The following is a 21,462-nucleotide window of genomic DNA, read 5'->3' as shown; positions in this document are numbered from 1 at the left end:
AGCGAGGTGCCGAGTGGTGGGGCAAGAGCCTTTTTGGTTACTTTTGGGGCTCTTTTCCAAAAGTGACCCGCTGTAAAAGCGGAACCCATAGCAGCCGTGACCGCAGAAACGGATATGTACTCGGTCCAATCCAACATCCTGGTCGGCCCAGAGGCCGCCATCGGGGGACAAGCCCCCTCCCACATTTGGATTGTGGAGCACCAGTAAGGACAGGGGGGCAAGCCCCTTCCCACATTTTTCAGTGCCCGCTCGGGTATCAGGCGATTTCGGCAACGACCGCCGCCAACGCTTGCGCCGGATCGGCCGCCTGGCTGATCGGACGGCCAATCACCAGATAATCAGAACCGGCATCGAGGGCCTGGCGCGGCGTCACAATACGGCGCTGGTCATCCTGGGCGCTGCCCGCCGGGCGGATGCCTGGCGTGACCAGCTGCAACGACGGGTGAGCAGTCTTCAGGGCCTGGGCTTCCAGTGCCGAGCACACCAGCCCGTCCAGGCCGGCTTTCTGCGCCAGGGCGGCCAGGCGCAGCACCTGCTCCTGCGGCTCGATGTCCAGGCCGATGCCGGCCAGGTCTTCGCGTTCCATGCTGGTCAGCACAGTCACCCCGATCAACAGCGGTTTCGGCCCGCTGCGCTGCTCCAGCACTTCACGGCAGGCACTCATCATGCGCAGGCCACCGGAGCAGTGCACATTGACCATCCACACGCCCATCTCGGCCGCAGCCTTGACCGCCATGGCGGTGGTATTGGGGATATCGTGGAATTTCAGGTCAAGAAACACTTCGAAACCTCGGTCACGCAGGGTGCCGACGATTTCCGCCGCGCAACTGGTGAACAGTTCCTTGCCGACCTTGACCCGGCAAAGCGCGGGGTCCAATTGGTCAGCCAGCTTCAGTGCGGCGTCACGGGTGGGGTAGTCCAGGGCGACGATGATAGGAGTCTGGCAGACGGGCATTGGAATGGGCTCTCAGGCAAGTCGAAATCGGCGCGGATTGTAGCGCACGCGGCGCCGTTGCGGGATCCGATGATCGGTAAATACTGATTCAGCGTGGATTGGCGCAGGTTTGCGGCCATTGTTTCAAAGCCGATACATTCACGACATGCCCCCAACACGCCCCACCGCTAGCCTCGCCGCGTGACCGACCGTCCAGCACTTCCAGCCATGGGGCTGGGCGCCTATGCTGACCGTAACAATCAGGCAGATGATCGCACTATGCATACTCCTCCCGTCCCGGTAAACGATGCGCACACAGGCGCGGTGATCGCCGACGACAAGCGCTGGAACACCCGTGCGCTGATCGTCGATGACGATGTGCCGATTCGTGAATTGCTGATCGATTACCTGGCGCGCTTCAATATTTTCGCCACGGGTGTGACCGACGGCGCGGCGATGCGCCTGGCCATGCAAGCCGAAACCTTCGATGTGGTGGTGCTCGACCTGATGCTGCCGGGCGAGGACGGCCTGACCCTGTGCCGCTGGCTGCGGGCAGAGTCGGACATTCCGATCCTGATGCTCACCGCCCGCTGCGAACCCACCGACCGTATCATCGGCCTGGAACTGGGCGCCGACGACTATATGTCCAAACCGTTCGAGCCGCGCGAACTGGTGGCCCGTATCCAGACTATCCTGCGCCGGGTGCGCGATGACCGCACCGAGCAACGCGCCAACATCCGCTTCGACAACTGGCGGCTCAACAGCGTGTTGCGCCAACTGGTCGCCGACAACGGCCTGGTGGTGCCGCTGTCCAACGCCGAATTCCGCCTGCTGTGGGTATTTATCGAACGCCCGCGCCGCGTATTGAGCCGCGAGCAATTGCTGGATGCCGCCCGCGGCCGCTCCATCGAAGCCTTTGACCGCAGCATCGATCTGCTGGTCTCGCGCCTGCGCCAGAAACTGGGAGATGACCCCAAGGCCCCGCAATTGATCAAGACCGTACGCGGCGAAGGCTACCTGTTCGACGCGCGGGATATCGGCTGATGCGCGCCACCTTCAATACGTTGTTCGGGCGGTTGTTCGGCGTGTTGCTGGTGGCCATCGTGCTGGCGCATCTGCTGGCATTTTTCTGGTTCCATCATTACGGTCCACCACCGCCGCCTCCGCAGGAAACCTTCGTCGAGCAGCCGGATGGCTCGATGAAACCGCTGGTCAAGGCTCACCGTCCCTGGTTCGGTGGCCCGGTGGTGCCGCTGACGTTTCAATTCATCTCGCTGATCATCGCCGCGTGGTACGGCGCCAAGCTGTTGAGCCGGCCGATCCAGCGCCTGAGCGCGGCGGCCGAGCGTTTGAGCCTTGACCTCGACAGCCCGCCCCTCGAAGAGTCCGGGCCGCGCGAAGCGCGCCAGGCCGCGTCGACCTTCAACCTGATGCAAAGGCGCATCCGCGAACAAGTCAGCCAGCGCGCGCGCATGCTCGGGGCGGTCTCCCATGACCTGCGCACCCCGCTGTCGCGGCTCAAGCTGCGCCTGGAACAGATCGAAGACACCCGGCTGCAAGGTCAGATGCGCCAGGACCTGGACGACATGATCGGCATGCTCGACGCCACCTTGAGCTACCTGCACGAACAGCGCACCAGCGAGACCCGACACTGGCTCGATGTGCAGGCGTTGGTGGAATCGCTGAGCGAAAACGCCCAGGATCAAGGCAGCGATGTGCAATGTGGCGGCACCTGCGCGCCCCTGCAGGTGCAGCCCATGGCGTTGCGTTCGTGCCTCAACAACCTGATCGACAATGCCCTGCGCTATGCGGGCTCAGCCCGTGTGGAACTGGCGGACAGCCGCGGGGCGCTGGTGATCCGGGTGATCGACCATGGCCCCGGCATCGCCGCCGACAAGCGCGAAGCGGTATTCGAACCGTTCTTTCGCCTGGAGGGCTCACGCAACCGTAATTCCGGCGGCGTCGGCCTGGGCATGACGATCGCCAGGGAAGCGGTCGAGCGCCTCGGCGGCCACCTGAGCCTGGAAGACACGCCAGGCGGCGGCTTGACCGCAGTGATGTGGCTGCCCAGGGCTTAAAGCGGCTTGTCTTCGCGCCGCGCCTGGGCCTGGGTCGCGCTCCAGTCCGTCAACAAGCTGTAGGCCACCGCGAGTAAGGTCGGGCCGATAAACAGGCCGATAAAGCCGAACGCGATTTTCCAGACAGACACGATTACAGTGTCAAAGTCCCAAGGCTTTGACCGCGTCTGCTCTGGAGTCTGCCACGGCTTTTACCCTGAATTCGAAGCGCTGGGACTTTGAAGGGGAGTCCTCCTGAACACATCGTTAAGCCAACCCATCTGTCACTGACAGCCCGCAGACGGCTGGAAAGAAACATGACCGCCACGAACTCCTGCTGCCTTCATCATCGTTCCTCTACCATGTATCTGCCGCAGAAGAAGCAACATAACGGGGAGCCTGTTTAGCGCCAACTTCTACATCGGCGCGTTTCTCAAACCACTCACGCCTTCAAGCTCCACGGCTCGCATCGACGGCTCTTACCCTTACCTCTGTCCTGGTAGATCCGATAGCAATCAAACTTTGCAGATAGTGTGACCACTGCTTCAATTGCACTGCGCAAATCAGTTTCTGCCAGTTGATCTTCGTTTCTAAATACGATGGTAGGAGGCAGATTCCCCCCCATCTTGCAACTACGTATCCCCAGTCTGGCCAATGATGCTAGAAACAGGTAGGGTTTGAGCTATCCGAGTCAATCTTCCGAGCGAAGTCGCGTATCTGCTCGGCCAATCCAACGAGGCGCTCAAAGTTGGGCTGCCGATGGTTGTATCGGGTGATTTGATTGGTCTGTTCGAAAAAGTCTTTACCCAACGAAGGCATAGCTGGATAACGCGCGTCATTGACGACACTTTTATATAGACCGTTCAATTGCTCAAACTGATTAGGATCAAGTTTTACTCCCAGTAGTTTGGCCATGCTTTCGTAGTCATGTTCGAGTTTACGGACTAGGCGCTCAACCATTTCTTCAGAACAGTAAGAATGGAGTTTAACAACACCATTTTCCAAGAACATCTCCATTGAATAGCGAGAAGTAGCATTGATGAACGAGCCAGAGCGGAATCTTTTGTAAATACCTCAGAAGACCTAGGGCTTCGGTCAGTGACGACCTTAATTACCTCTTCTCTACTTGAAAGCCATTGCTGCCTCAGGGCTTTTGCGGCCACCAACAGGCCATCGCCTTCTTTCTTCCAGTTAGAAGCCTTGAATATTCCCACGCTATGCGAATTTACAACCGACTCCCGATTCTTCATAAATAACCTCGCCCCGCCCTGAGAACTCCGCCATTGCAAAAAACTTCGCATTTAAACACTTGAAATTTCCCAATTTGCCATCATCTTGCTACCCATGGATGCACCGCTATTATCGGAGCCTAGATGACCATCGAACGCTGCAAGCAAAATTTACTGCTGACCCTAGCGTCTCAGGATAACTGAATCATCGCTCTCACTGGCAAATGGGGCACTGGCAAGACGCACCTTTGGCAGCGGGTTCGTGACACCTCGACGGACGATACGATCAAGAAAGCAGCCTCTATTTCTCTTTTTGGGCTACTGCCTAGCCTTAATAACGACGGTGTAGCAGCTCAGATTAGTGGGGCACTCAGAGGGCTAAAAAAGTTGCACAAGGATTGCATCGTAACTTTAATGCTTTGGATGACCTGCCCCTAGTCGCCCTTCCCCCCTACTGAAGGCTAAGCTCCTTCTTATTGATGACATTGAGCGCAAGCACGACAAGCTGCACATTGATGAAACTTTCGGCTTCATTGACAAGTGCGTCCAAGTGCACAAATGTCGGGTACTACTCGTGCTCAACGATGACAAGCTGAGGGATAAGGACATCTGGGAACAGTTCCGAGAAAACATAATCGACCAAGAGCTACGGCTCGACACGTCTCCGGCAGAAGCGTTCGACATTGCCAAAGATATCGTCAAGACCAACTGGGCCGAAGCACTGGAAAAAGCCACGGTCACCTGCGGCGTCACCAACATCCGCATTCTTTGCAAAATCATCCGTCTTGCCAATTGACTGCTCGATGGTCACGGCCACCTTCAGGCCGAGGTGATCGAGAAAGTTATCCCTTCAGTTGTCCTAGTGTGCACAATCCATTTCAAATCGCTACCGGATTAATGCCCTATTCATCAGTCTAGTACGTCGTAAATACTTAGGGTTCCCAAGCACTATTCACCGCTTCGAGTAAGCGTACTCGGGGGTGCTGCTTTGGAAGCTGCTGGCTAACTTCAAGCAGCGCCTCTTGCAACCAGGATGCATCCTGCGCAGAAAACGAATAGCCCAACTCTCCGAACTCGAGTTCGAAGCCCCCTTCCTCTATGGTTCGAACAGCCACGAAGGAGCCTGCGCCGATCGCATAGCCAAGACGCTCAGGGCTAGCATTCTCAACAGGCACAACACGGGTTGCACTGAACTGCCATGCACCGCACGATAACCGATACTTCCTAGTAAGTGAGCCTTCGTCACATACCGCTGCCGTCGCGCCTTCTACATCCGTTTGCTCCGCGATTGCCAGAGCTTCTGAAAGGCAAAAGGCAATATCTGCCGCTACTTCCGCGCCGACATTGATCCCATCGAGTTCAAACTCAATACTCGCGCCTCTCCAGTCAGTGCCTGCGACACGGCATTCATAGCGCTCATCGAACTCCCGACCTCGCCAGCACAGGAAGTCGCGTTTGAATTCTGTTACAACAGCGGGATCTACACTGGATGAGCTCATTGATAATTCCTTCCGTTCTTCTTAAATTCTTTTTCTGTTTGTTCTATCTGTGCAAGCAGGTAGCCTCCAACGCATAACTGCTCGATTAGCCAGGACGCTTCGTCAAAGCTGAAGGTGTACACCCAGTCCTCGATACCCAAAAATGGAAGGCAAAGCTCATCATTGAACCCTACGAATAGCTTGTAGGAATCACGCGTACCGGGATATCGGAAAGATCCAGAGGCACCAAAGAGCACACGGTCAGAGTCGTAATCATAGCCGTATAGTCGATCGCATCCGCTCGCCGAGCTTCTCGATAAAATCAACTGGTAGAAAATCTTACAAAAATCGAGTTTGAGCGGAAGCCCAATTTTTACTTGGCTGGCGGCGCGTTCAGTACTGATTTTCAATAAGGTGGCAAGGCTGTCCGCAAGCTCTCCGCATTGTTGCGCTGTAAAGGAGTATTCAGAATCGTCCAAAATACACGTGACGACGTTCCCGGTTAACTCAATCGAGGCTGTGAATACCCTCTCTTCAGTGAACGCCCGACACATCATTGAACGTTCAGCTTTGAAGATTGTGCTGATCGGCAAACAACTTTTATCCAACACCCGCATATACCATGCACCTAAATACAAATTTAAACGGCTCGTCGCTTAAAAAACTTTAGGAGAAACTAAAAATATTTATTCTGATGTCGCGTATCACGTAAAAATGCCTGGAAAAATTGCAGTGCGCGCCCTTCGGGACGGCTGTCGTGAACCAAGCCACCGCCAAGTCGGCGTCTTGTCCCGGTGGGCTTCCATCCTCGCGCCTCGGCCTCGCGGCCAGCGCGCTCCGCTTGCCATAGATTCCCAGCCGGCAATCGATAGTAGTGTGGGTTGATGTTGGCCTGGGCGATAGATGTGATCCAGTACCGCAGTAAAACAGGGAGCGGGGGTACCACCGCAAGGAAGGTGATATGTGGGTCGGCGATCAACTGCAGGCAGGCGAAAAGCCAACATCTTTCGCGAAAGGTTTGTTTGCACCAGCCCTCAAGTTTTCTTGAGAAATTCCGTTTAACAATTAAGCGGCTTATTTATGAGAGAAAATGCATGAGCATAAAACTACCACCAAACAGATTTTATACTTTCAAGGATCCTTCGCTCGACAACGGATCGCTTGAGATTACGTATGCTGTATTCACTAGGCCCGGCGCACCTGAAGTTGGAGCAATAGACGAGACGAATAGCTATGGGGTCTTCTTGGACAGGGAGCTCGACGGCATTATTTCTTTGGACATCGATGACTGCCGTTTTAGTTTGACTCACAAACAAGCGAGTGTGTTGGCCTCAAGACTTACAGAGCTAACACAGGTTGATGAATGAATACCTGCGCGTCTCAGTGCTAGAGCCTTCAGCATCCTAGGATAGTCGCCGGCCGAATCCAGTCTCACCCCGGAGCTGTTCCTCAACGAACTCTATCGACGAATTTAGCTCGTCCTGTATTTCTTTGAAGACTGAGTCGAGGCCAGGATGATTGCCTGACGATTGTAGCTCAGCCACTAATCTGGATAGCTCCCGTCCCTTGGTCATGGGCATCTGGATGTTGCAGTACACAGTGTCCTTGTCGTCACGAGTCATAGATCCTCCGGTCTGTTTGGGGCGCCATTTATTGCTTCTTGAGACAACAAATATTTTGAGCTTGAAGATTGGAAAACGTTGACCGTTGGTGCTGTGCGCGCCCTTCGGGACGGCTGTCGTGAACCGAGCCGCTCGCCAAGGCGGCGTCTCGGCCCGGTGGGCTTCCATCCTCGCGCCTCGGCCTTACGGCCTGCGCGCTCCGCTTGCCATCTGAGAGCCATTTAATTTTCGAAAACCTTCATCGTTTGGCGGCTGCCAGTAGGATGGATAGGATCGAGAGGTCGGCGAGGAATACACCCAATGCAGAAGCACCAAGCACAAAGCCCTTTGAGGACTTTTACAAATAGATCTTATTTATGTCAAACGGCGGGGTATGCCGCCCAGTTCTCAGAGCGTCACGCGCCCTGGCCGGATTAATCTTTCTCTTGGAAATCGTTTCTTTTGTCGCCTTAGGGTAAACAGCCCGAAAAATCATTTTTTCCGATTCGCTCTCCTAGCTTTTTTTTGGCTTTTATTTTTTGATTTTTTAGTTGTTGGTCGCGGTCGTTTGCTAAAAGTTTGGTTGAATACGAAGGTAGCGTCATCGCCAAGTTGTCGATCACCTACAGCCGGAAACTGATAGCTTGTTTTTTCAGCCGGGACAGTGGAGTCCGCATAGATCCCAAGCGTAGCTCTCAGGTTTTCGACCTCTACCCGCTCCTCCTCGGTGTACTCGTCGCGGATGAAGACGCATAGATCCTCGGAGCCTCCCTCGTAGTTTTTGAGTGGGTGATCAAAGCCGAGTGCAATGATGGTCTTAGCGCTAGGGAACCTCAGCTTTGCGCACTGAGCGTATGACAACAACAGCGCGCTTCGGTATTGCCTATATTCCGCACCGGACTGCCCTGCAGGCTTGGGGCACGCCAGGAAAATATAAAGTATATCGGGTGCTTGCTGGGTAGTTAAAGTGCGAGCCCTGCATACATATTCCCCCGCCTTAGCTAGCTTCATCATCTCCAAGAAATGGCGGGACAGTTCGCGCCTCATGAACCTGGTCTCACTCGCCATCAATCGCAAAGCGAGTTCGGTTTCATGATTCGCTTGTTCAGCGCCAAAATTAGTAATGGTGGGGTCGCCTACCGTGATAAATTTTTCGATTAGCGCGTCCCAAAATCCACTCACTCTATTTTGGTGGTGCATCTCCCGATACTCCGGGAGTGATAACAGTTGAGGGTAAAGCGTCTCGTCAAAGCTGACATGGTTAGGGACACCCTCCATCTCCGGTAGGAATCCATGCTGATTGTCATCAGTGTGTTGTAGGTAAGACGCAATTAATTGCTCTTCACCTGCACTCGTTACCACTGTATTCGGATTGAGCAGGAATGCCTTGCGCGTTCCTAGGTAATCGATGAAATCTTTGACCGTGCTCATCTCGTGCATCAGCACTTCCAGCGAGATCTCGTCGAAGATGTGAACAAACTCTTTACTGGGGTCTAGCGGCCCTGTAGTAAACGAAAGCTCTGCATAGGCATTGTGATCCAAGCCGGTCTGGATCATGTGTGAGCCAACGCTGCCTGAGAAATGCTTCGCACAAGCTTCAGCACTCCCCCGTGTCACAGCCACAAGGTGATAACGCACCCTTGGTATGTCTGGAATCTGCACAGGCAGTGATCGGGTGCATTTTGAGTCCAAAAACACCCTATGAGGAAACCGCTCCAACCAGCTTTTGGCACCATATAACTGCTTCGCAGAACTTGTAATGGCGCGTTTGTACCAGCGCTTCCAAGCAACCGCAGTGTCAGCCTCCGACTGATATGTAATGTGCTTGTCGGAAAAAATGATGACGTCCTCACCGAACACCACCATTACATCGGCAAATTCCTTCGCGCTCCCCTTCCCTTGGCGCATGTCTTGGTCAGTATGCAGATTGGCATGTGCCCACAAACTTAAGAAGGATTTCCGGCATAGCCTCATCAGTAATCGCTCGGAGTCGTTGACACCCTCCGCATCTGATATGTCGAAAACACCTGATCTTTCCGAGCTGGACATCGCGACACTCCCTAGTTATCTAAAATCTATCAAAATTCGAGGCTTGGCGTAATGGCGATCTGGTACCCGACGAAGCGATACCCCTGCCGAAAAAAGGGAAGCGCGTGCAACGGCTGGGTGTCGTCACGTTCGGCTGACTGGGCAGGCTTGAGCAAGCAAAGTCAGCTGTACGCACTCCGATTTTTGAAAGCAGGTGATTTGTAGAGAAAATGACGCCAGCTATCGATTCACATCAATTCTCCGAGCGCACCTAATCCCAAGGTTGCATGGCAGATTAATATCAGTAATCCTTCAGTCTAGGCGCTTCGAAAATGCATGACTTTCTAGCGCTGAACCTTATGGGATTGTCCCGCTAATGCCACTGACCTTGCCGTTGACTGAGGCAGGGCACGTACAAGGCGCACGTTTGCGCTTGGGGAGCCAGAATCGATATGGCGACATGCACCGCACCGAGTAAGGGTCACCGCTCCGCAAGCGCGGCAGCCAATTGTCCTGCGTGTAGAAACCGATATGGCGGCTATGGAGCACGCTCGTATTCTTCCCCCTCCTACTCTTCTCCGTCATCGTCCTCTTCATCTAGTGGCGGTGGGGGGCGGACGTCACGTGCACTGCCCAGTGGGGTTCCGGAAATCTACCGTCGTCCGCTATCTGAGGTACCAAGCCTCGTCCGCAGCGAGGTTCCAGCTCCGGCGCAGTCGAACGGACAAACCTATGACGTGTTCATATCTCATGCGTCTGAGGACAAGGACGAGTTTGTCAGGCCGTTGGCCAATGCGTTAGTTGCAGTTGGGCTCAAGGTATGGTTTGACGAAATGACCCTTCGTATCGGGGACAGCTTGCGCCAAAAGATTGATAAGGGCTTGGTTAGTAGCCGCGTTGGACTTGTGGTTCTGTCCCCAGCGTTTATCAAGAAGGGTTGGACGAACTACGAATTGGACGGGATCGTTACCCGCTCAGTGTCAGGCGAACAGATCTTGCTGCCGATTTGGCACAACATCACCAAGCAGCAAGTGATGGATTTCAGTTCTTCGATCGCGGACAAGGTGGCGCGCAGCACAGCGGTGCACACCATTGATGAGATCGCTGCTGAGATCGCAGATTTGCTGAAGTCTAATGGTGCCCAAGCATCCTAACGCCAACGCATCCACAGGGCAGGCCTGGAGATAATCGGGCATGCCCGTTCGCTGATGCCTGCCCCTGGGAATTCCCTGCAGACTAACCGCCCTCTCCGCCCCTTGGAGGCCGCCAGATTCAAGGTGTCGACAGCAATGCCATGGTCATGCCGAAACCGTCTCGACTGGTTCACGGTAAGCTTTCTGACTCCAAGGGCCTTGGCCCCTCATGGATCAAAGCACTCAGATATGCGGTAAGCGCCAGACATGCCTCATTCTTGTCTTATCCTCGCCATATGGCCTGGCAAGTGGACTGAAACTCACCATCTCCATAAACGTCGGTGACAATTTCCGGTACCACGGATGCACTCTGATTGAAAAAGGTCGCAGCTTCGCTTGAACGTCCTTGAGCACACAAGATTTTTGTAGCGTTAATCGCGATCCATCGGCGAGTCTTGTTATCGCTTGGGTTGAGCTTCCAAGCACGGCTTATGCTGGCTAGCGCAGTAGTAAACTGGTTTATGCGAAACTCTGAGTACGCTTTGAAATTCCACGCCAGAGGATCGTTAGGATTGTGGTCAACCGCAGTGTTGAAATTTCGCAACGCGCTTTCGTAGTCACCTTTCCGTGCATGCGACCGCCCCTCGGCCATTCCAGGTGCTAACTCCTGATCTCCTGAGGCGTTCACAGCTCGAGATATGACGACCAACGGTGGTACAGAGCTTTCCACTTCAGCAGCATTTTGTTGCGTCGTAGAGACTCCGTCGACTTTTTGAGCACTGGAGCGTTGTAATGCGAGTTCACGCCTAATTGTACGAACCTGGGCGATCAGAGCATCCGCGTCCGCCGGGAGTGCAAGCCTTGCCAAAGCAGTCAATCTCAACTCAGCGTCAGGCTCATCTGCCATGATCATGTCTATGTGATCTTGCAAGAATTTGACTCGGGTAGCATCTCTAGAACGTTCGATCTCGCTCTGCTTCAGTTTGAGATCATCTGCCTTCTGCTGTCGCTCCACCTCCTGCCGGTGAGCTTCAAGCTTCAGACGAGCTGACTCATTGAGGTAGCTAGACGTTGCGGGGATGATAACTACAACCACGCTAACAAAAGCGCCTACCCATAAAACTGTTCGATTATGACTGCTTTCAGACCTAAATCTTGTAGCTTCGAGACGAAGCCTGTCGCGCTCGATTCCTTGGTTGGAGGTGTCCTGATCCAATCGTGTTTCCCCACATGGGCAATAGGTGACGGTAATAGCACTAGGCTACCCACACCGATGTCGCATTGCCACTCAAGTAGCTGCACTTCCTTCATCAGATTGGCGCTTGGACGACTGCTAGCCGCTGGGGCTGAGTGCTCCGCGCCTAACGATTAGCCCTGAGCCCAAGCCGGTGATAGTGCAGATGCAAGAGCAAAGGCCTATTAAGAAATCTAGCAATAATCGGCCGCCTGCACAGGCTGGGCGAATTTATCAGCTGCCGTTCCGTTAAGCCTTATACGGAAAGGGGGCTGAACACGGCGATGAAAATTGCCCTAACGAACCTGGCGAGTCATGTTCACTCACAGCCCCCTCCTGCAACTAGCCCGGTTAAGGATGGCATCGAGTTATAGAGCAGTACGTTGGTTATCGGTCAATTAGGACTTTGGTAGCCAGGAGCGAACATGGAGCTCTCTACTCCGTAAAGCGCCAGGGGATCCTTGAGCCATAGTCGGTAAGCCTTGTCCGTGATGCTGTGATCAGGTGAGCAATCGACATGGTACTGCTGCAGCACGTAGCCCGCCATGGCGGCGCGAACTCGTAGTTTGAGCACGCCATCAAGCATGTCGTAGTCACGCTTCACGATTTCTGTAGAGTCTTTATCGGGATGCGGGACAATAGGTAACTCAAGCATCCGATTCCACTGATCATCATGCTTAGGCGTTTCATCGTCCCCAGCTTTCTCCCCCATCTGAAGCTCAGCATGCCCCACTCGAGTTAGAACGAAGTCTGCAAACTTTTTACGTTTCCGATCAAACGCCCGGACGTGCCAGCGAAGACCGTCACAACCAATAGCGAACGGTACGATGGTTCGCTCTGACTGACCTGAACCGGAGGTGTAGCTGATTTTAACGACCCGTTTGAGGTGAATTGCCCTGGTGATGGGCGCTAAAACCTCCACCTTAGGTTTACTGAGCAACGAAACCGACTCGTGGGGGATCAGCGGCTTTTCATATGAATCCAAGCCATAGCCGAACCCCTGCGAAAGCGCAGTGAGAACTCGCTCAGACGCATGTGCGATCAAAGGGGAGAATGTTTCGCGCATCACATACTGCTTCGTTACCGTGTCGAGTTCCGTGTTCTGGGGGGCAACGTCCTTGTACTGAGCGAAATCACGAGTGGCGGCAGCGGCGCCTACGCCAAACCTGTCCATGAGATCCGCACGTGAGACGGCCCCTGTGAAGTACAGGCGGAAATCGATGTACACCAGGCGCTCCCGTTGCGCTTGGCTGTACTCGCTCAAATCAATCATATCATCTCCATCGAATCTAAAAGTCGGTCAAGCCCGCCACCTTTCACCCAGTATAACACATGAGCAGTTGACGTCATCAAAATGATGATGATAGGCTATGTAAATGGCACCGATGCATATTCATCACTAGCGCTACGAGGAGGCTTCTGAGCCTGCATTGGACTAGATGGTGGAAAGCCAGAAACAAAAAAGCCGATCAAGTTCGCACCTTGACCGGCCTTTGGGAAAAGACGTCTGAACAGACTCCAGATGTCTCTCGCGCTTCGTTGAAGAAAGCTTTGCGATGGTAGCCCCTGTGGGCTCCTTTCGCAAGGGAGCGAGTTCTGTGTTTGAGACTACCTCAGCAGGAGACATTTTATGTCCCAGATTGAGATGTTCGAAAAACCCGACGAGGAGGGTGAGGTCATCTATCGCATGACCATCACCACCAAAACCGGGAAGGTGATTCGACGTGCAAACGGTCAGCCGTTTCGTATCGTCATTCGCCCTAAAGCAGCCAAGTAATTTGACTGCTTAACAGAGCACGGGGCACACAAGTGCCCTGTTCTCCCATTGCTGCAATGAAGAGCCTCATGAGCCTAGATTTCTATGATATGCAACACAAGCCGATCGCGTATACAGATGACGACGAGCACTTATATGCATACTGTGGCCGTCCACTCGCCTACTTTCACGAAGGTTCGGTCTACTCCTATCCAGGCTTACATCTAGGATTTATAGCGAATGGCTACATTCGCGATAATCACGGCCACATTGTGCTACGCACACCAGAGTCAGGCGGTGGCTCAATGAAGATGTGGCTCCTACCCCCTCCGCCGAAGGGCCCCAAGCAAATGCGATATCTCAAATGTCGAAGGCGTCCCAAATTTTATGCTTTGATGCGTCTCTTTCAATCAAAGATACCTGGGGATGAGTTTTTCTCTTGATGAAAGGTGACATGCCCGCTCTCTCGGCCATGGTTAACAACGATAGCGGTGTAAGCGCCGGCTTTGAGCCACCGGATGATTCAGACCTCCGACTAATGAGGTAAGAGAGACAGGCTATGGAAGATCTCGCAACGAAAATCATCCCATTGGTACAGACGCTTGTTCCTGGCTTTCTGACTACCATGATCTTCTATTGGTTGGCCGATGTTAAAAAGCCCGGGCAGTTTGAGCGCACAGTTCAAGCACTGATCAGCACTGGGCTGATAACGATGCTGGTGTCAGGCATCAAGCCCGTACTGTTTTACATCGGCGAGCATCATTTTCAGCTGGGGCAGTGGACGGTTCAAGTAGAAGGCGTTTGGGGAATATTTTTGGCGACATCTCTAGGCCTATTGCTAGCCTTCGCTTCGAACCACGACTACCTGTACAGATTTGGCAGGTGGTTGACCTTGACGTCTCGCTCGTCGTATCCCGAGTGGATTTATGCCTTCCGCAAACGCGAAGGCAAAAGCGTGGTGCTTACGCTGCTTGATGGACGGCGATTATTTGGGTACCCGGCAGTATGGCCAACCGAGCCTAAAGATGGCCATTTCCTCATTACACAGCCTAGCTGGATGAACGAAGAGAATGAGTGGGTAGACACGCCTGGCATCGAGAGTTATTTGATTGCAAACAGCGATGTGTACCTAGTCGAATTTCTAGAGTAGGAGATCAGAAGTGAATAACGAAAATAAACCTAGGCACAACGTGTTTGAACAGCGAACTGGTAATGAGGGGCTGAATGTTAATCCTCCTGCACCAGCTAACATCCGTCCGCCAGCACCACCGCCTGCTCCCCCTAAAGCGCCGAAAAAGTAGAAGCCGAAATGTACGAGGAAAGAGGTATATCGCCCCAACCACGCAAGCCGAGTGGCGGACATCCAAATCCGCCCAAGCCATTCGCTCAGCGCCCGGCAACTCCGCCTAAGGCCCCTCCACCACCCACCAAAAGGTAATCCCATGACAAACCAATCTGGCGGCAGAGTTCATGTGAATGACGGTATCAGCAAGCAAACGACTAGCCAAAGACCTGCCGCCCCGCCTCCACCGCCGCCGCCACCTAAAAAACGATAGAAGACCAGCTCGCAGCTTCATGGCGACGAGCTGACGTCCTAATGGGTAGCCCGCCTGGATAATTGTATGCAGGCCCGCTCCCCTCTTAGACAACATCGCTAGCGTGCATCGAGCGCAGACATACCGTATTAGTCTTCAGATGCCTAGAATGGCTCCGCCAGCGTAACCACGCTAAATAGGACTGGCTCATCAGGAACGTGTTTATGACGCTCAAAATTGCGTTTGCTGCCGTGCTTAAAGCGATGCGCGCGGGCAAAGGACTGACTCAAAGAAATCTCGCCGAAGTCAGTAGTCGAACATATGTCTCAAAATTGGAGCGTGCCCAGTCGAGCCCCACGTTGGAGATGATCAGTGCATTGAGTGGCCCACTCAGTGTCAATCCTCTCTCGCTGGTAGCCATCACTCTCTGCGCCGAGTCCGGGCAGTCCGTTAACGCTTTGCTCCTTCGTACACAAGAGGAGTTGGCTAATCTAGCCCAAGAGGGCGTTCTCAAAAACCTGATGATTTCGACGGATGAGACGTCTCCGGTGCCACGCCCTTCAATTAAGCCGTCAGGTAATCGCTCAGTGCCGAATTCCCAGCAAGTCGAATTGTGCTTCGCTGACTAGACGCCCCACCTTGCCGCATTGTCGTGAGCCGACGGCACACACGGCTAGGTGTCGTTGCACACCTATGGGCAGCCCCAGTAAGTCTAGTAATGCGTAATTTCGACCTCGATCTATGGCTGAATCGCAGCTCCGGCTAGATGGTAGGAGTACGCTCGTCTAGAGTCCTCAGCGCCCCCTGTTAATTGACTCGAAAGGTAACCATGACCAATCAATGGCTGCATCACATTCTCCGCCAAGTGATCGTAGCGGTGGAACGAGCCGGCGCTCTGTTGGCAGCTGAATACATACGTCCAGGTGGACGGAGAGGATCAGGAGACAAAGCAGAGATTGATGTCGAGATTGAGATCCTGCTCCGGGCCGAACTGCTGGCCCTCGTGGATTGCGATTGGTGGGGCGAGGAAACAGGCCATGTTCTTACTGGATATCCATTCTGTTGGGTGGTCGACCCTAACGATGGCACCAGCGATTTTTTGAGGGGCCTCGCAGGCTCTGCCATATCCGTCGGCTTGCTCCATGACGGCAAGCCTATCCTTGGAGTGGTGCACGCCCCTGTTACGCCTTCGGGAGTTTCTGACTGCATTGCCTGGGCAAAGGGCATGGATCATCTGCTCAGAAATAACAATCGCATTGTTGTCGACCTCTCTGATCAAAAACTTACCGAGACTGCCACCGTGATGGTTAGCGCTGCAGCTACTGACAAGCCCGATATCAATAACCAGCTGTGCGCGCCGGCAGAATTTTACGCGATGCCATCCATTGCATATCGGCTCGCTAAAGTTGCTGCTGGAGACGGTGTTTGTGGTATCTCGCTCTACCCTGTTAGCGCTCATGATGTCGTGGCTGGTCATGCGCTGTTGAAGGGTGCCAAGGGGGTGCTGATTGGCGAGGATGGGACTTCAATTCAATACACGACTGAGGCCACCATGGCGAAGGTATCTGGACGTGTATTCGGTGGTGCGCCAGATGCCTGCAGCGAGCTGAATAAACGGGATTGGAACAGGGTGTTTGAGTAATGCTGACTGCATGCAAAATTCAGTCAGACGGCTTATTCGTGCAGACCGGCGTTTGGCACGCCCTTCGGGCCAGCTGTCGTGAATCAAGCCAGCCATTTTCAATGGCTCTCTTGCCCCTCCGGGCTTCCATCTTCGTGCCTGCGCGCTCCGCTTGCCTGATGTGACAGTCTTCCAACACATCAATCCCAGCTGCCGTGCTTGGGCAAATCTGTATCTCTTCAAAAAAACTCACTTCAGGCTCAAGGTTTTCCGAAAGAAACCGTTTGTGATTGGTAAGTACCCTTTTTGAGCGACGGCTTTGACCCTCTCTACACATGACTTCGCACAGCGCCTGAGCGGCGCCTTTTCGTTTCCCTGCACGATTCTCGGTAACCGTCAGCGGCGCACATGGGAGCGGCTGATCGGCTACATCGAATCCTCAGCCTGCACATCCGAATTCGACAAAGCGGCGGCCTACGCTGAGGGCTATGCACATGCATTGGCCGACAGCGGCCAGATCGATATCTCCACAAATCGGGATCTGCTGATCATTGCAACGGTGGATGCATGGCGATGCGCCCGTACTTACCCGAATACTTCAACCAACCTGAGCCACCCAGGAAAACTATGACTTCCATTTTTAAACGCTACGCCGACGGCGGAACATCAGACAGGCACATCCATATGCCGCAGCATATTCTGCCCACGACCGTCAGTCATTGTCCCATCGAGGTCTTAGTGGGCCACTGGGAAAAGTATCTCGTAGATCCCTCCTCCGCTCATGAGCATTGTCCATGGGCAGCGCGATTCGTTATGGGCATGCCCGTGCCAACCTGGTCGCGCGGGCTGGAATGGAACATCGGACAGAAGTCTCGCTTCATCTCAGCAGTATGGTCAGGTGGGGATCTGGGGAGCTACCTCACGAATGACTGGTACGAGCCAGAAAGCGGTAGCAGAGCATTGGCCGAAAACAGTGAAATTTTGATTGATGGTCAGCAACGGCTTCACAGCCTTGAAGAGTATTTCCTCGACCGCCTTGCAGTCCCAGATGCACAAGGTCAACCAAGGATTTGGTCGGAGCTCGGCAACGGCGAAAGGAAGCGCTTTCTGTCGACAATTTTTACCCATGCCAGGGTGTCGTCTGGTGACGAGGTGGCATTGCGCGGGACATACGATCTTTGCGCGCAGGGCGTAATGCCTCGGTCATTTGATCAACGGGCTTTTCGGTAAACTTTAATCAAGGCGGTCGGGCGTATCCCTTCGGGAGCGGCTGTCGTAAACCGAGCCCCGCTACGCTGGGCCTCGGCCCTTCGGGCTTCCATCCTTACGCTCTTCGACCATCATGGTCTGCGCGCTCCGCTTGCAGAGCGATCCGACTCACCTTCTTGCTTGGACATTGGCTACCGCTCCCACATACTGCTGAGCATCCGATCAAAGATGAGGCCGGGCAAATGGGTTGGCTATTTTGGAAAGACAAGCGCCCCGCGTGGATTCAGGCGGAAGAACGTGAGTTCATTAAAGCTGCGAACCGCCTAAAGACGCTTCAGGTAACGCCTCGCGGTGGCATGCGCATTCACCCCGAGGAAATCAGGGATCAGATCCTTGCGGCGCGAGAGTTATACAAAGACCTGGTTCAAAAATAACGGCAGTGAGCAGGCAACCTGCTTGCAGCCACAGCCCATTCACAGGGGTTCAGAAATGTTAAAATGCTGCTCAATGGAGGTCTATTCACTGACGCCATGGCCCCCAGCTCGGTGGGTTCTCGATGATATCGATTGAGGTGCTGAGCTCATCCTGCATGCGCTCAAAGACTCTATCTAGGGTCGGGTAGGCTTTCGACTCCCTGAGTGTGTTCACCAACTTCAGAAACTCTCTGCCCTGCGCCAAGGGCATTTGAATGTCGCAATAAACTGTGTCGTCATCGTCCGTCATCCCCATCGGATTTTCTCCACGAAAGCTCGTCGATTTTGCGTTCCACTGCAGCGATATTATGCGTGCCCCTACGGGGAAAGGCTGTCGTAAACCGAGCCTTGGCAAAGCCAGCGTCTTGGCCCTTCGAGCTTCTACACCGCACGCCTGCGCGCTCCGCTTGCGTCGTTGATCCATTCGGTTATGAACAGGGGTATGTCACTTGGCTACCTTCATCGCTCCGACACCATTCTTCAAGGATTGAAATGATAGTAACAACAGTGGAATGCTCAGGCTGGTCTGATTTCAAAAATAAGATAATTGGTGATTTGTTTCCGTTAGGCACCTTCCAAAAAGGCCAATTTCTGTTTCGAGGACAAGGCGGCGAAAGCTGGAAGCTAGCATCTACTTTTGACCGCTGGTTTGAAGACTACAACGGTCTGCGAGCTAATAAAGTCGCAGTTGCAGAGAGAGTTTTGGATGGATTTATTCGGGAGTGTGAACTTGAAGACCTTCCTGTAGACGTTCGAAATGACCGACTGATGATGCTAAGTTTAGGCCAACATCACGGGCTACCTACGCGACTACTGGACTGGAGCGAGAGCCCCTACGTAGCAGCTTTCTTTGCTTTTAGCGGACACATTAGACACGGCAAGCCGATAGAGGCTAATGTGGCGATCTGGGTATTGGACTCGACACATCACATATGGGAGGACAGCAATGGATGCGCGATTGTAAAAGTCCCAAGTTTCGGAAACGAGCGCATCCGAAACCAACATGGCAGATTTACTCACTTGAAAAGCCCTGCTCGTTCGATTGAGGACTATGTAGCCCAATGCGAAGGGGATGAATGGGGGTTGAAAAAATACCTCGTCCCAGTGAGTGAGTCGGGTTTCGCGATGGCGGATCTTGATGCTATGGGGCTTAGCCATTCAAGAATTTACCCTGGACTTCAAGGCAACGCGAAGTCAGCAGAGGTAAGGGCAATCCTCTCTATGTACTCCGAAAGGAGATGATCGGAAGTAGTAGTCGACTGCAGTCCTGAAGCTCCTTGCCAACTCAAGCGCTGCTGAACGAAGCATTTCCTGTCCCCATAAAGAAGGGCCCTGCAGGGCCCTCCATTTGTACTCAATAGATTTTACTGAGCCAGCCAGCTCTCGACCGTATCGGAGCCATGTTCGGCTTTCCATTCCTTCAGCACTTTGTGATTGCCACCCTTGGTCTCAACCACTTCACCTGAGTGAGGGTTCTTGTAAACCTTGATGGCGCGAGCCTTGCGGACGCCCTTGGTCTCAGCGACTGCAGGAGCGCGGCGGCTAGAAGACTGCGGATCGAGAATCGCGACGATGTTGCGCAGGCTGTAGCCATACTCGCCCAAGAGATCACGGAGCTTCTTTTCAAACTCGATCTCACGCTTTAGACCATCATCGTTTTTCAGTGTTTCAAGCTCTGCCAATTGGGCAGCCAGCTGTTGTTCAAGCGCGCGGAATTCAGCGAGACGGGACATGTAACACCTCAGATATTTAGTGTTGCCAGTATAGTCAGCACTGTCCAAAGTAGACAATCGAAGGTGCCCTCCGACGCTTAACGCTCACGCCTTGCAGACATGTGAGCATCCAAGTGCTTCATTTCAGCCTGCCATTGAGTCAGAAATTTTTCCCAGTCATGGGCGTATGGGCCATCGATGAGGCGCGTCGAGCCGATGCTCGCTTGTAGAAAACGTTCACGCCACGGCTGTGGAATACTGGCCTCGTCAACGATGTTGATACCGGATCTGTGGCGCTCAATCAGGACTGCTTTGCGGACAGCATCAATATCGAGATGTGGATGACTCTGGTTTAAGTTAACGCGCTCTTGGTCTTCAATGTCGTCAAGCACATTCAAAATAGCGACAGCTTGTGGGTCGCCCGGCACCAGGTGCAAAAGTGTCCAGAGGGCTTTGCGCCTAACAGACTCACGCGTACGAAGATCATCAGCCATGTTCAGTGCCTCGATTCGAACCGTCAGTAATTCGACGATAAAGGTCGGCTAAGATGCGGGCATCAAGCAGCGCGTGATGGGGAAGTTCCGGGAGCGTCACGTTGCCGATATCATCCGCCTCCGGATGCCTCAAAAGCTGGACACTTCCGTCCCACGTGACCCTGCCTGATCGATCAGAGCCTTTTGAAAGGATCAAATACGCCTACGCAGCCGGGCGTTTACTGTGATGACCTGCGCCACCTTAGCCCCCTCGTTCGCATAATAATCTATCGTACCTCACAGCCGCGAAGGTGAACCTCCCTGCCGCGACCGCCCACGCGACCTCGAAATGCGGACGTCATTAGAGAGCTTAAAGCCATGGACTTCGACAAGACGGCCATCGTCGAAAAGCTCGAGATCGCCGGGATGCGGTTCGCAGTAACTGGAACATCGAGCCTTTACCACTGACAGCACGGTGCGCATAAACCGGAGCGAGGGGCCCGGATAACCTGAGCCACTCATTGAACCGCCCTAGGCGGTTACTCTCTGAGCGTTATCCCGGCAGTCCAACGGCTGCTGAGCATTGACTGGAACCAGTTCGACCGGACACTCCATACCCTTCCCCAGCCTAACCCTGGAACTATTTCGTCCGGGCCCTAGCGATCATGGCGTCCAGCTCAGCGAGTAGCTGATCGACATCTATTTCAACAAACTCTCCGGGGTTGAGGATCTGCTCAATCACTTCGGGACTGAAGTCTTCGAAGACGTCCTCCTCGCCCGGGCCAACAGCCCAAACATCTTCCGCCTCAGTGTAAAACTGATGCAGTGCGCCGGATAATTGGGACTCCACCAGCGCATCATCAAGCTCTCGACAAGATACGTGTGGTACCTGCTTGGCTATTCGGCTCCTCAACAAGGAGTGGGAAATCCCCGATCCAATCGATGCCAGGATCAGCGCCTCCAGATTAAGTTTGTCGCTCATGCCCCCA

24 protein-coding genes and 1 pseudogene are annotated in these 21,462 nt (G+C 53.8%); 12 read left to right on the top strand and 13 right to left on the bottom strand.

Annotated elements, in window-relative coordinates; translation table 11 throughout:
* Positions 1-256: 256 nt before the first annotated feature.
* Positions 257-955 (bottom strand): orotidine-5'-phosphate decarboxylase, encoded by a 699-nt coding sequence (pyrF, locus tag CIB54_RS17085; RefSeq protein WP_101220384.1) that lies wholly within the window; start codon positions 953-955, stop codon positions 257-259.
* A gap of 258 nt (positions 956-1,213) precedes the next feature.
* On the opposite strand from pyrF, the gene CIB54_RS17080 reads away from it, so the two are divergent.
* On the top strand, positions 1,214-1,978 hold the full coding sequence (locus tag CIB54_RS17080; RefSeq protein WP_065949208.1) for a response regulator: 765 nt from the start codon (positions 1,214-1,216) through the stop codon (positions 1,976-1,978).
* Entirely contained in the window at positions 1,978-3,012 is a 1,035-nt protein-coding gene (locus CIB54_RS17075) for a sensor histidine kinase (protein WP_101220383.1), read from the top strand. Before CIB54_RS17080 ends, CIB54_RS17075 begins: the two co-directional genes overlap by 1 nt.
* Here the strand turns inward: CIB54_RS17075 and CIB54_RS27840 are convergent.
* Both CIB54_RS27840 and CIB54_RS17070 read right to left on the bottom strand, forming a co-directional pair.
* Positions 3,009-3,128: pseudogene (locus CIB54_RS27840) on the bottom strand (AI-2E family transporter); the annotation flags it as partial. The gene CIB54_RS17075 and the pseudogene CIB54_RS27840 overlap by 4 nt on opposite strands.
* 523 nt (positions 3,129-3,651) lie before the next feature.
* Positions 3,652-3,996, bottom strand: a complete 345-nt coding sequence (locus tag CIB54_RS17070; RefSeq protein ID WP_157829732.1) for a hypothetical protein — start codon at positions 3,994-3,996, stop codon at positions 3,652-3,654.
* Between the two features lie 798 nt (positions 3,997-4,794).
* On the opposite strand from CIB54_RS17070, the gene CIB54_RS17065 reads away from it, so the two are divergent.
* The gene (locus CIB54_RS17065; RefSeq protein WP_157829731.1) at positions 4,795-5,016 is read left to right on the top strand and encodes a hypothetical protein; all 222 of its coding nucleotides are present in this window, start codon (positions 4,795-4,797) and stop codon (positions 5,014-5,016) included.
* Positions 5,017-5,152: 136 nt separating this feature from the next.
* Here the strand turns inward: CIB54_RS17065 and CIB54_RS17060 are convergent, their stop codons facing one another.
* The 4 genes from CIB54_RS17060 to CIB54_RS17040 all read right to left on the bottom strand — a co-directional run bounded on the left by CIB54_RS17060 (position 5,153) and on the right by CIB54_RS17040 (position 9,348).
* Positions 5,153-5,719, bottom strand: a complete 567-nt coding sequence (locus CIB54_RS17060; RefSeq protein WP_101220380.1) for a hypothetical protein — start codon at positions 5,717-5,719, stop codon at positions 5,153-5,155.
* Positions 5,716-6,315 carry a hypothetical protein gene (locus CIB54_RS17055; RefSeq protein WP_101220379.1) on the bottom strand — a complete coding sequence of 200 codons (600 nt, stop codon included), beginning with the start codon at positions 6,313-6,315 and terminating at the stop codon, positions 5,716-5,718. Before CIB54_RS17055 ends, CIB54_RS17060 begins: the two co-directional genes overlap by 4 nt.
* A gap of 786 nt (positions 6,316-7,101) precedes the next feature.
* Positions 7,102-7,320: a hypothetical protein gene (locus CIB54_RS27665; RefSeq protein ID WP_101220377.1), complete on the bottom strand. Its 219-nt coding sequence runs from the start codon at positions 7,318-7,320 to the stop codon at positions 7,102-7,104.
* A gap of 471 nt (positions 7,321-7,791) precedes the next feature.
* Positions 7,792-9,348 (bottom strand): hypothetical protein, encoded by a 1,557-nt coding sequence (locus CIB54_RS17040; RefSeq protein WP_101220376.1) that lies wholly within the window; start codon positions 9,346-9,348, stop codon positions 7,792-7,794.
* 431 nt (positions 9,349-9,779) lie between these two features.
* Here CIB54_RS17040 and CIB54_RS17035 point away from each other — a divergent pair, with 431 nt between their 5' ends.
* Entirely contained in the window at positions 9,780-10,481 is a 702-nt protein-coding gene (locus tag CIB54_RS17035) for a toll/interleukin-1 receptor domain-containing protein (protein ID WP_080898799.1), read from the top strand.
* A 262-nt stretch (positions 10,482-10,743) separates the two neighbouring features.
* On the opposite strand, the gene CIB54_RS17030 is transcribed toward CIB54_RS17035, so the two are convergent.
* Entirely contained in the window at positions 10,744-11,676 is a 933-nt protein-coding gene (locus CIB54_RS17030) for a tetratricopeptide repeat protein (RefSeq protein WP_157829730.1), read from the bottom strand.
* Between the two features lie 412 nt (positions 11,677-12,088).
* The gene (locus CIB54_RS17025; RefSeq protein WP_101220374.1) at positions 12,089-12,967 is read right to left on the bottom strand and encodes a helix-turn-helix transcriptional regulator; all 879 of its coding nucleotides are present in this window, start codon (positions 12,965-12,967) and stop codon (positions 12,089-12,091) included.
* A gap of 357 nt (positions 12,968-13,324) precedes the next feature.
* Here CIB54_RS17025 and CIB54_RS27330 point away from each other — a divergent pair, with 357 nt between their 5' ends.
* The 7 genes from CIB54_RS27330 to CIB54_RS17000 all read left to right on the top strand — a co-directional run bounded on the left by CIB54_RS27330 (position 13,325) and on the right by CIB54_RS17000 (position 17,836).
* Complete coding sequence (locus CIB54_RS27330) at positions 13,325-13,471, top strand: hypothetical protein (protein ID WP_010220512.1); 147 nt, start codon at positions 13,325-13,327, stop codon at positions 13,469-13,471.
* Positions 13,472-13,527: 56 nt separating this feature from the next.
* Positions 13,528-13,893: a 4-fold beta flower protein gene (locus CIB54_RS28010; protein WP_412072187.1), complete on the top strand. Its 366-nt coding sequence runs from the start codon at positions 13,528-13,530 to the stop codon at positions 13,891-13,893.
* 116 nt (positions 13,894-14,009) lie between these two features.
* Positions 14,010-14,600, top strand: coding sequence for a DUF6338 family protein (locus CIB54_RS17020; RefSeq protein WP_101220373.1), 591 nt, complete (start codon positions 14,010-14,012; stop codon positions 14,598-14,600).
* 609 nt (positions 14,601-15,209) lie between these two features.
* Positions 15,210-15,614, top strand: coding sequence for a helix-turn-helix domain-containing protein (locus tag CIB54_RS17015; RefSeq protein WP_101220372.1), 405 nt, complete (start codon positions 15,210-15,212; stop codon positions 15,612-15,614).
* 200 nt (positions 15,615-15,814) lie between these two features.
* A complete protein-coding gene (locus tag CIB54_RS17010) occupies positions 15,815-16,627 on the top strand; it encodes an inositol monophosphatase family protein (protein WP_101220371.1) in 813 nt (270 codons plus the stop codon).
* Positions 16,628-16,925: 298 nt separating this feature from the next.
* Positions 16,926-17,237: a hypothetical protein gene (locus CIB54_RS17005; protein WP_101220370.1), complete on the top strand. Its 312-nt coding sequence runs from the start codon at positions 16,926-16,928 to the stop codon at positions 17,235-17,237.
* Positions 17,234-17,836 carry a DUF262 domain-containing protein gene (locus tag CIB54_RS17000; RefSeq protein ID WP_101220369.1) on the top strand — a complete coding sequence of 201 codons (603 nt, stop codon included), beginning with the start codon at positions 17,234-17,236 and terminating at the stop codon, positions 17,834-17,836. The genes CIB54_RS17005 and CIB54_RS17000 overlap by 4 nt, the downstream gene beginning before the upstream one ends.
* Positions 17,837-18,334: 498 nt before the next feature.
* Here the strand turns inward: CIB54_RS17000 and CIB54_RS27660 are convergent, their stop codons facing one another.
* On the bottom strand, positions 18,335-18,544 hold the full coding sequence (locus tag CIB54_RS27660) for a hypothetical protein (protein WP_101220367.1): 210 nt from the start codon (positions 18,542-18,544) through the stop codon (positions 18,335-18,337).
* A 236-nt stretch (positions 18,545-18,780) separates the two neighbouring features.
* Between CIB54_RS27660 and CIB54_RS16985 the strand changes: the two genes are divergently transcribed.
* A complete protein-coding gene (locus CIB54_RS16985) occupies positions 18,781-19,530 on the top strand; it encodes an FRG domain-containing protein (RefSeq protein ID WP_101220366.1) in 750 nt (249 codons plus the stop codon).
* 122 nt (positions 19,531-19,652) lie between these two features.
* Here the strand turns inward: CIB54_RS16985 and CIB54_RS16980 are convergent, their stop codons facing one another.
* The 3 genes from CIB54_RS16980 to CIB54_RS16965 form a co-directional block, all read right to left on the bottom strand.
* Positions 19,653-20,021: a histone-like nucleoid-structuring protein, MvaT/MvaU family gene (locus tag CIB54_RS16980; protein WP_101220365.1), complete on the bottom strand. Its 369-nt coding sequence runs from the start codon at positions 20,019-20,021 to the stop codon at positions 19,653-19,655.
* A 77-nt stretch (positions 20,022-20,098) separates the two neighbouring features.
* Positions 20,099-20,494, bottom strand: a complete 396-nt coding sequence (locus CIB54_RS16975) for a hypothetical protein (RefSeq protein WP_101220364.1) — start codon at positions 20,492-20,494, stop codon at positions 20,099-20,101.
* 619 nt (positions 20,495-21,113) lie between these two features.
* Positions 21,114-21,455 (bottom strand): hypothetical protein, encoded by a 342-nt coding sequence (locus CIB54_RS16965; RefSeq protein WP_157829729.1) that lies wholly within the window; start codon positions 21,453-21,455, stop codon positions 21,114-21,116.
* Between the last annotated feature and the right edge of the window lie 7 nt (positions 21,456-21,462).

The organism is Pseudomonas fluorescens (genome assembly GCF_002837185.1).
Taxonomy (GTDB): domain Bacteria; phylum Pseudomonadota; class Gammaproteobacteria; order Pseudomonadales; family Pseudomonadaceae; genus Aquipseudomonas; species Aquipseudomonas fluorescens_AM.
This window is presented reverse-complemented; position numbering and strand designations above follow the sequence as displayed.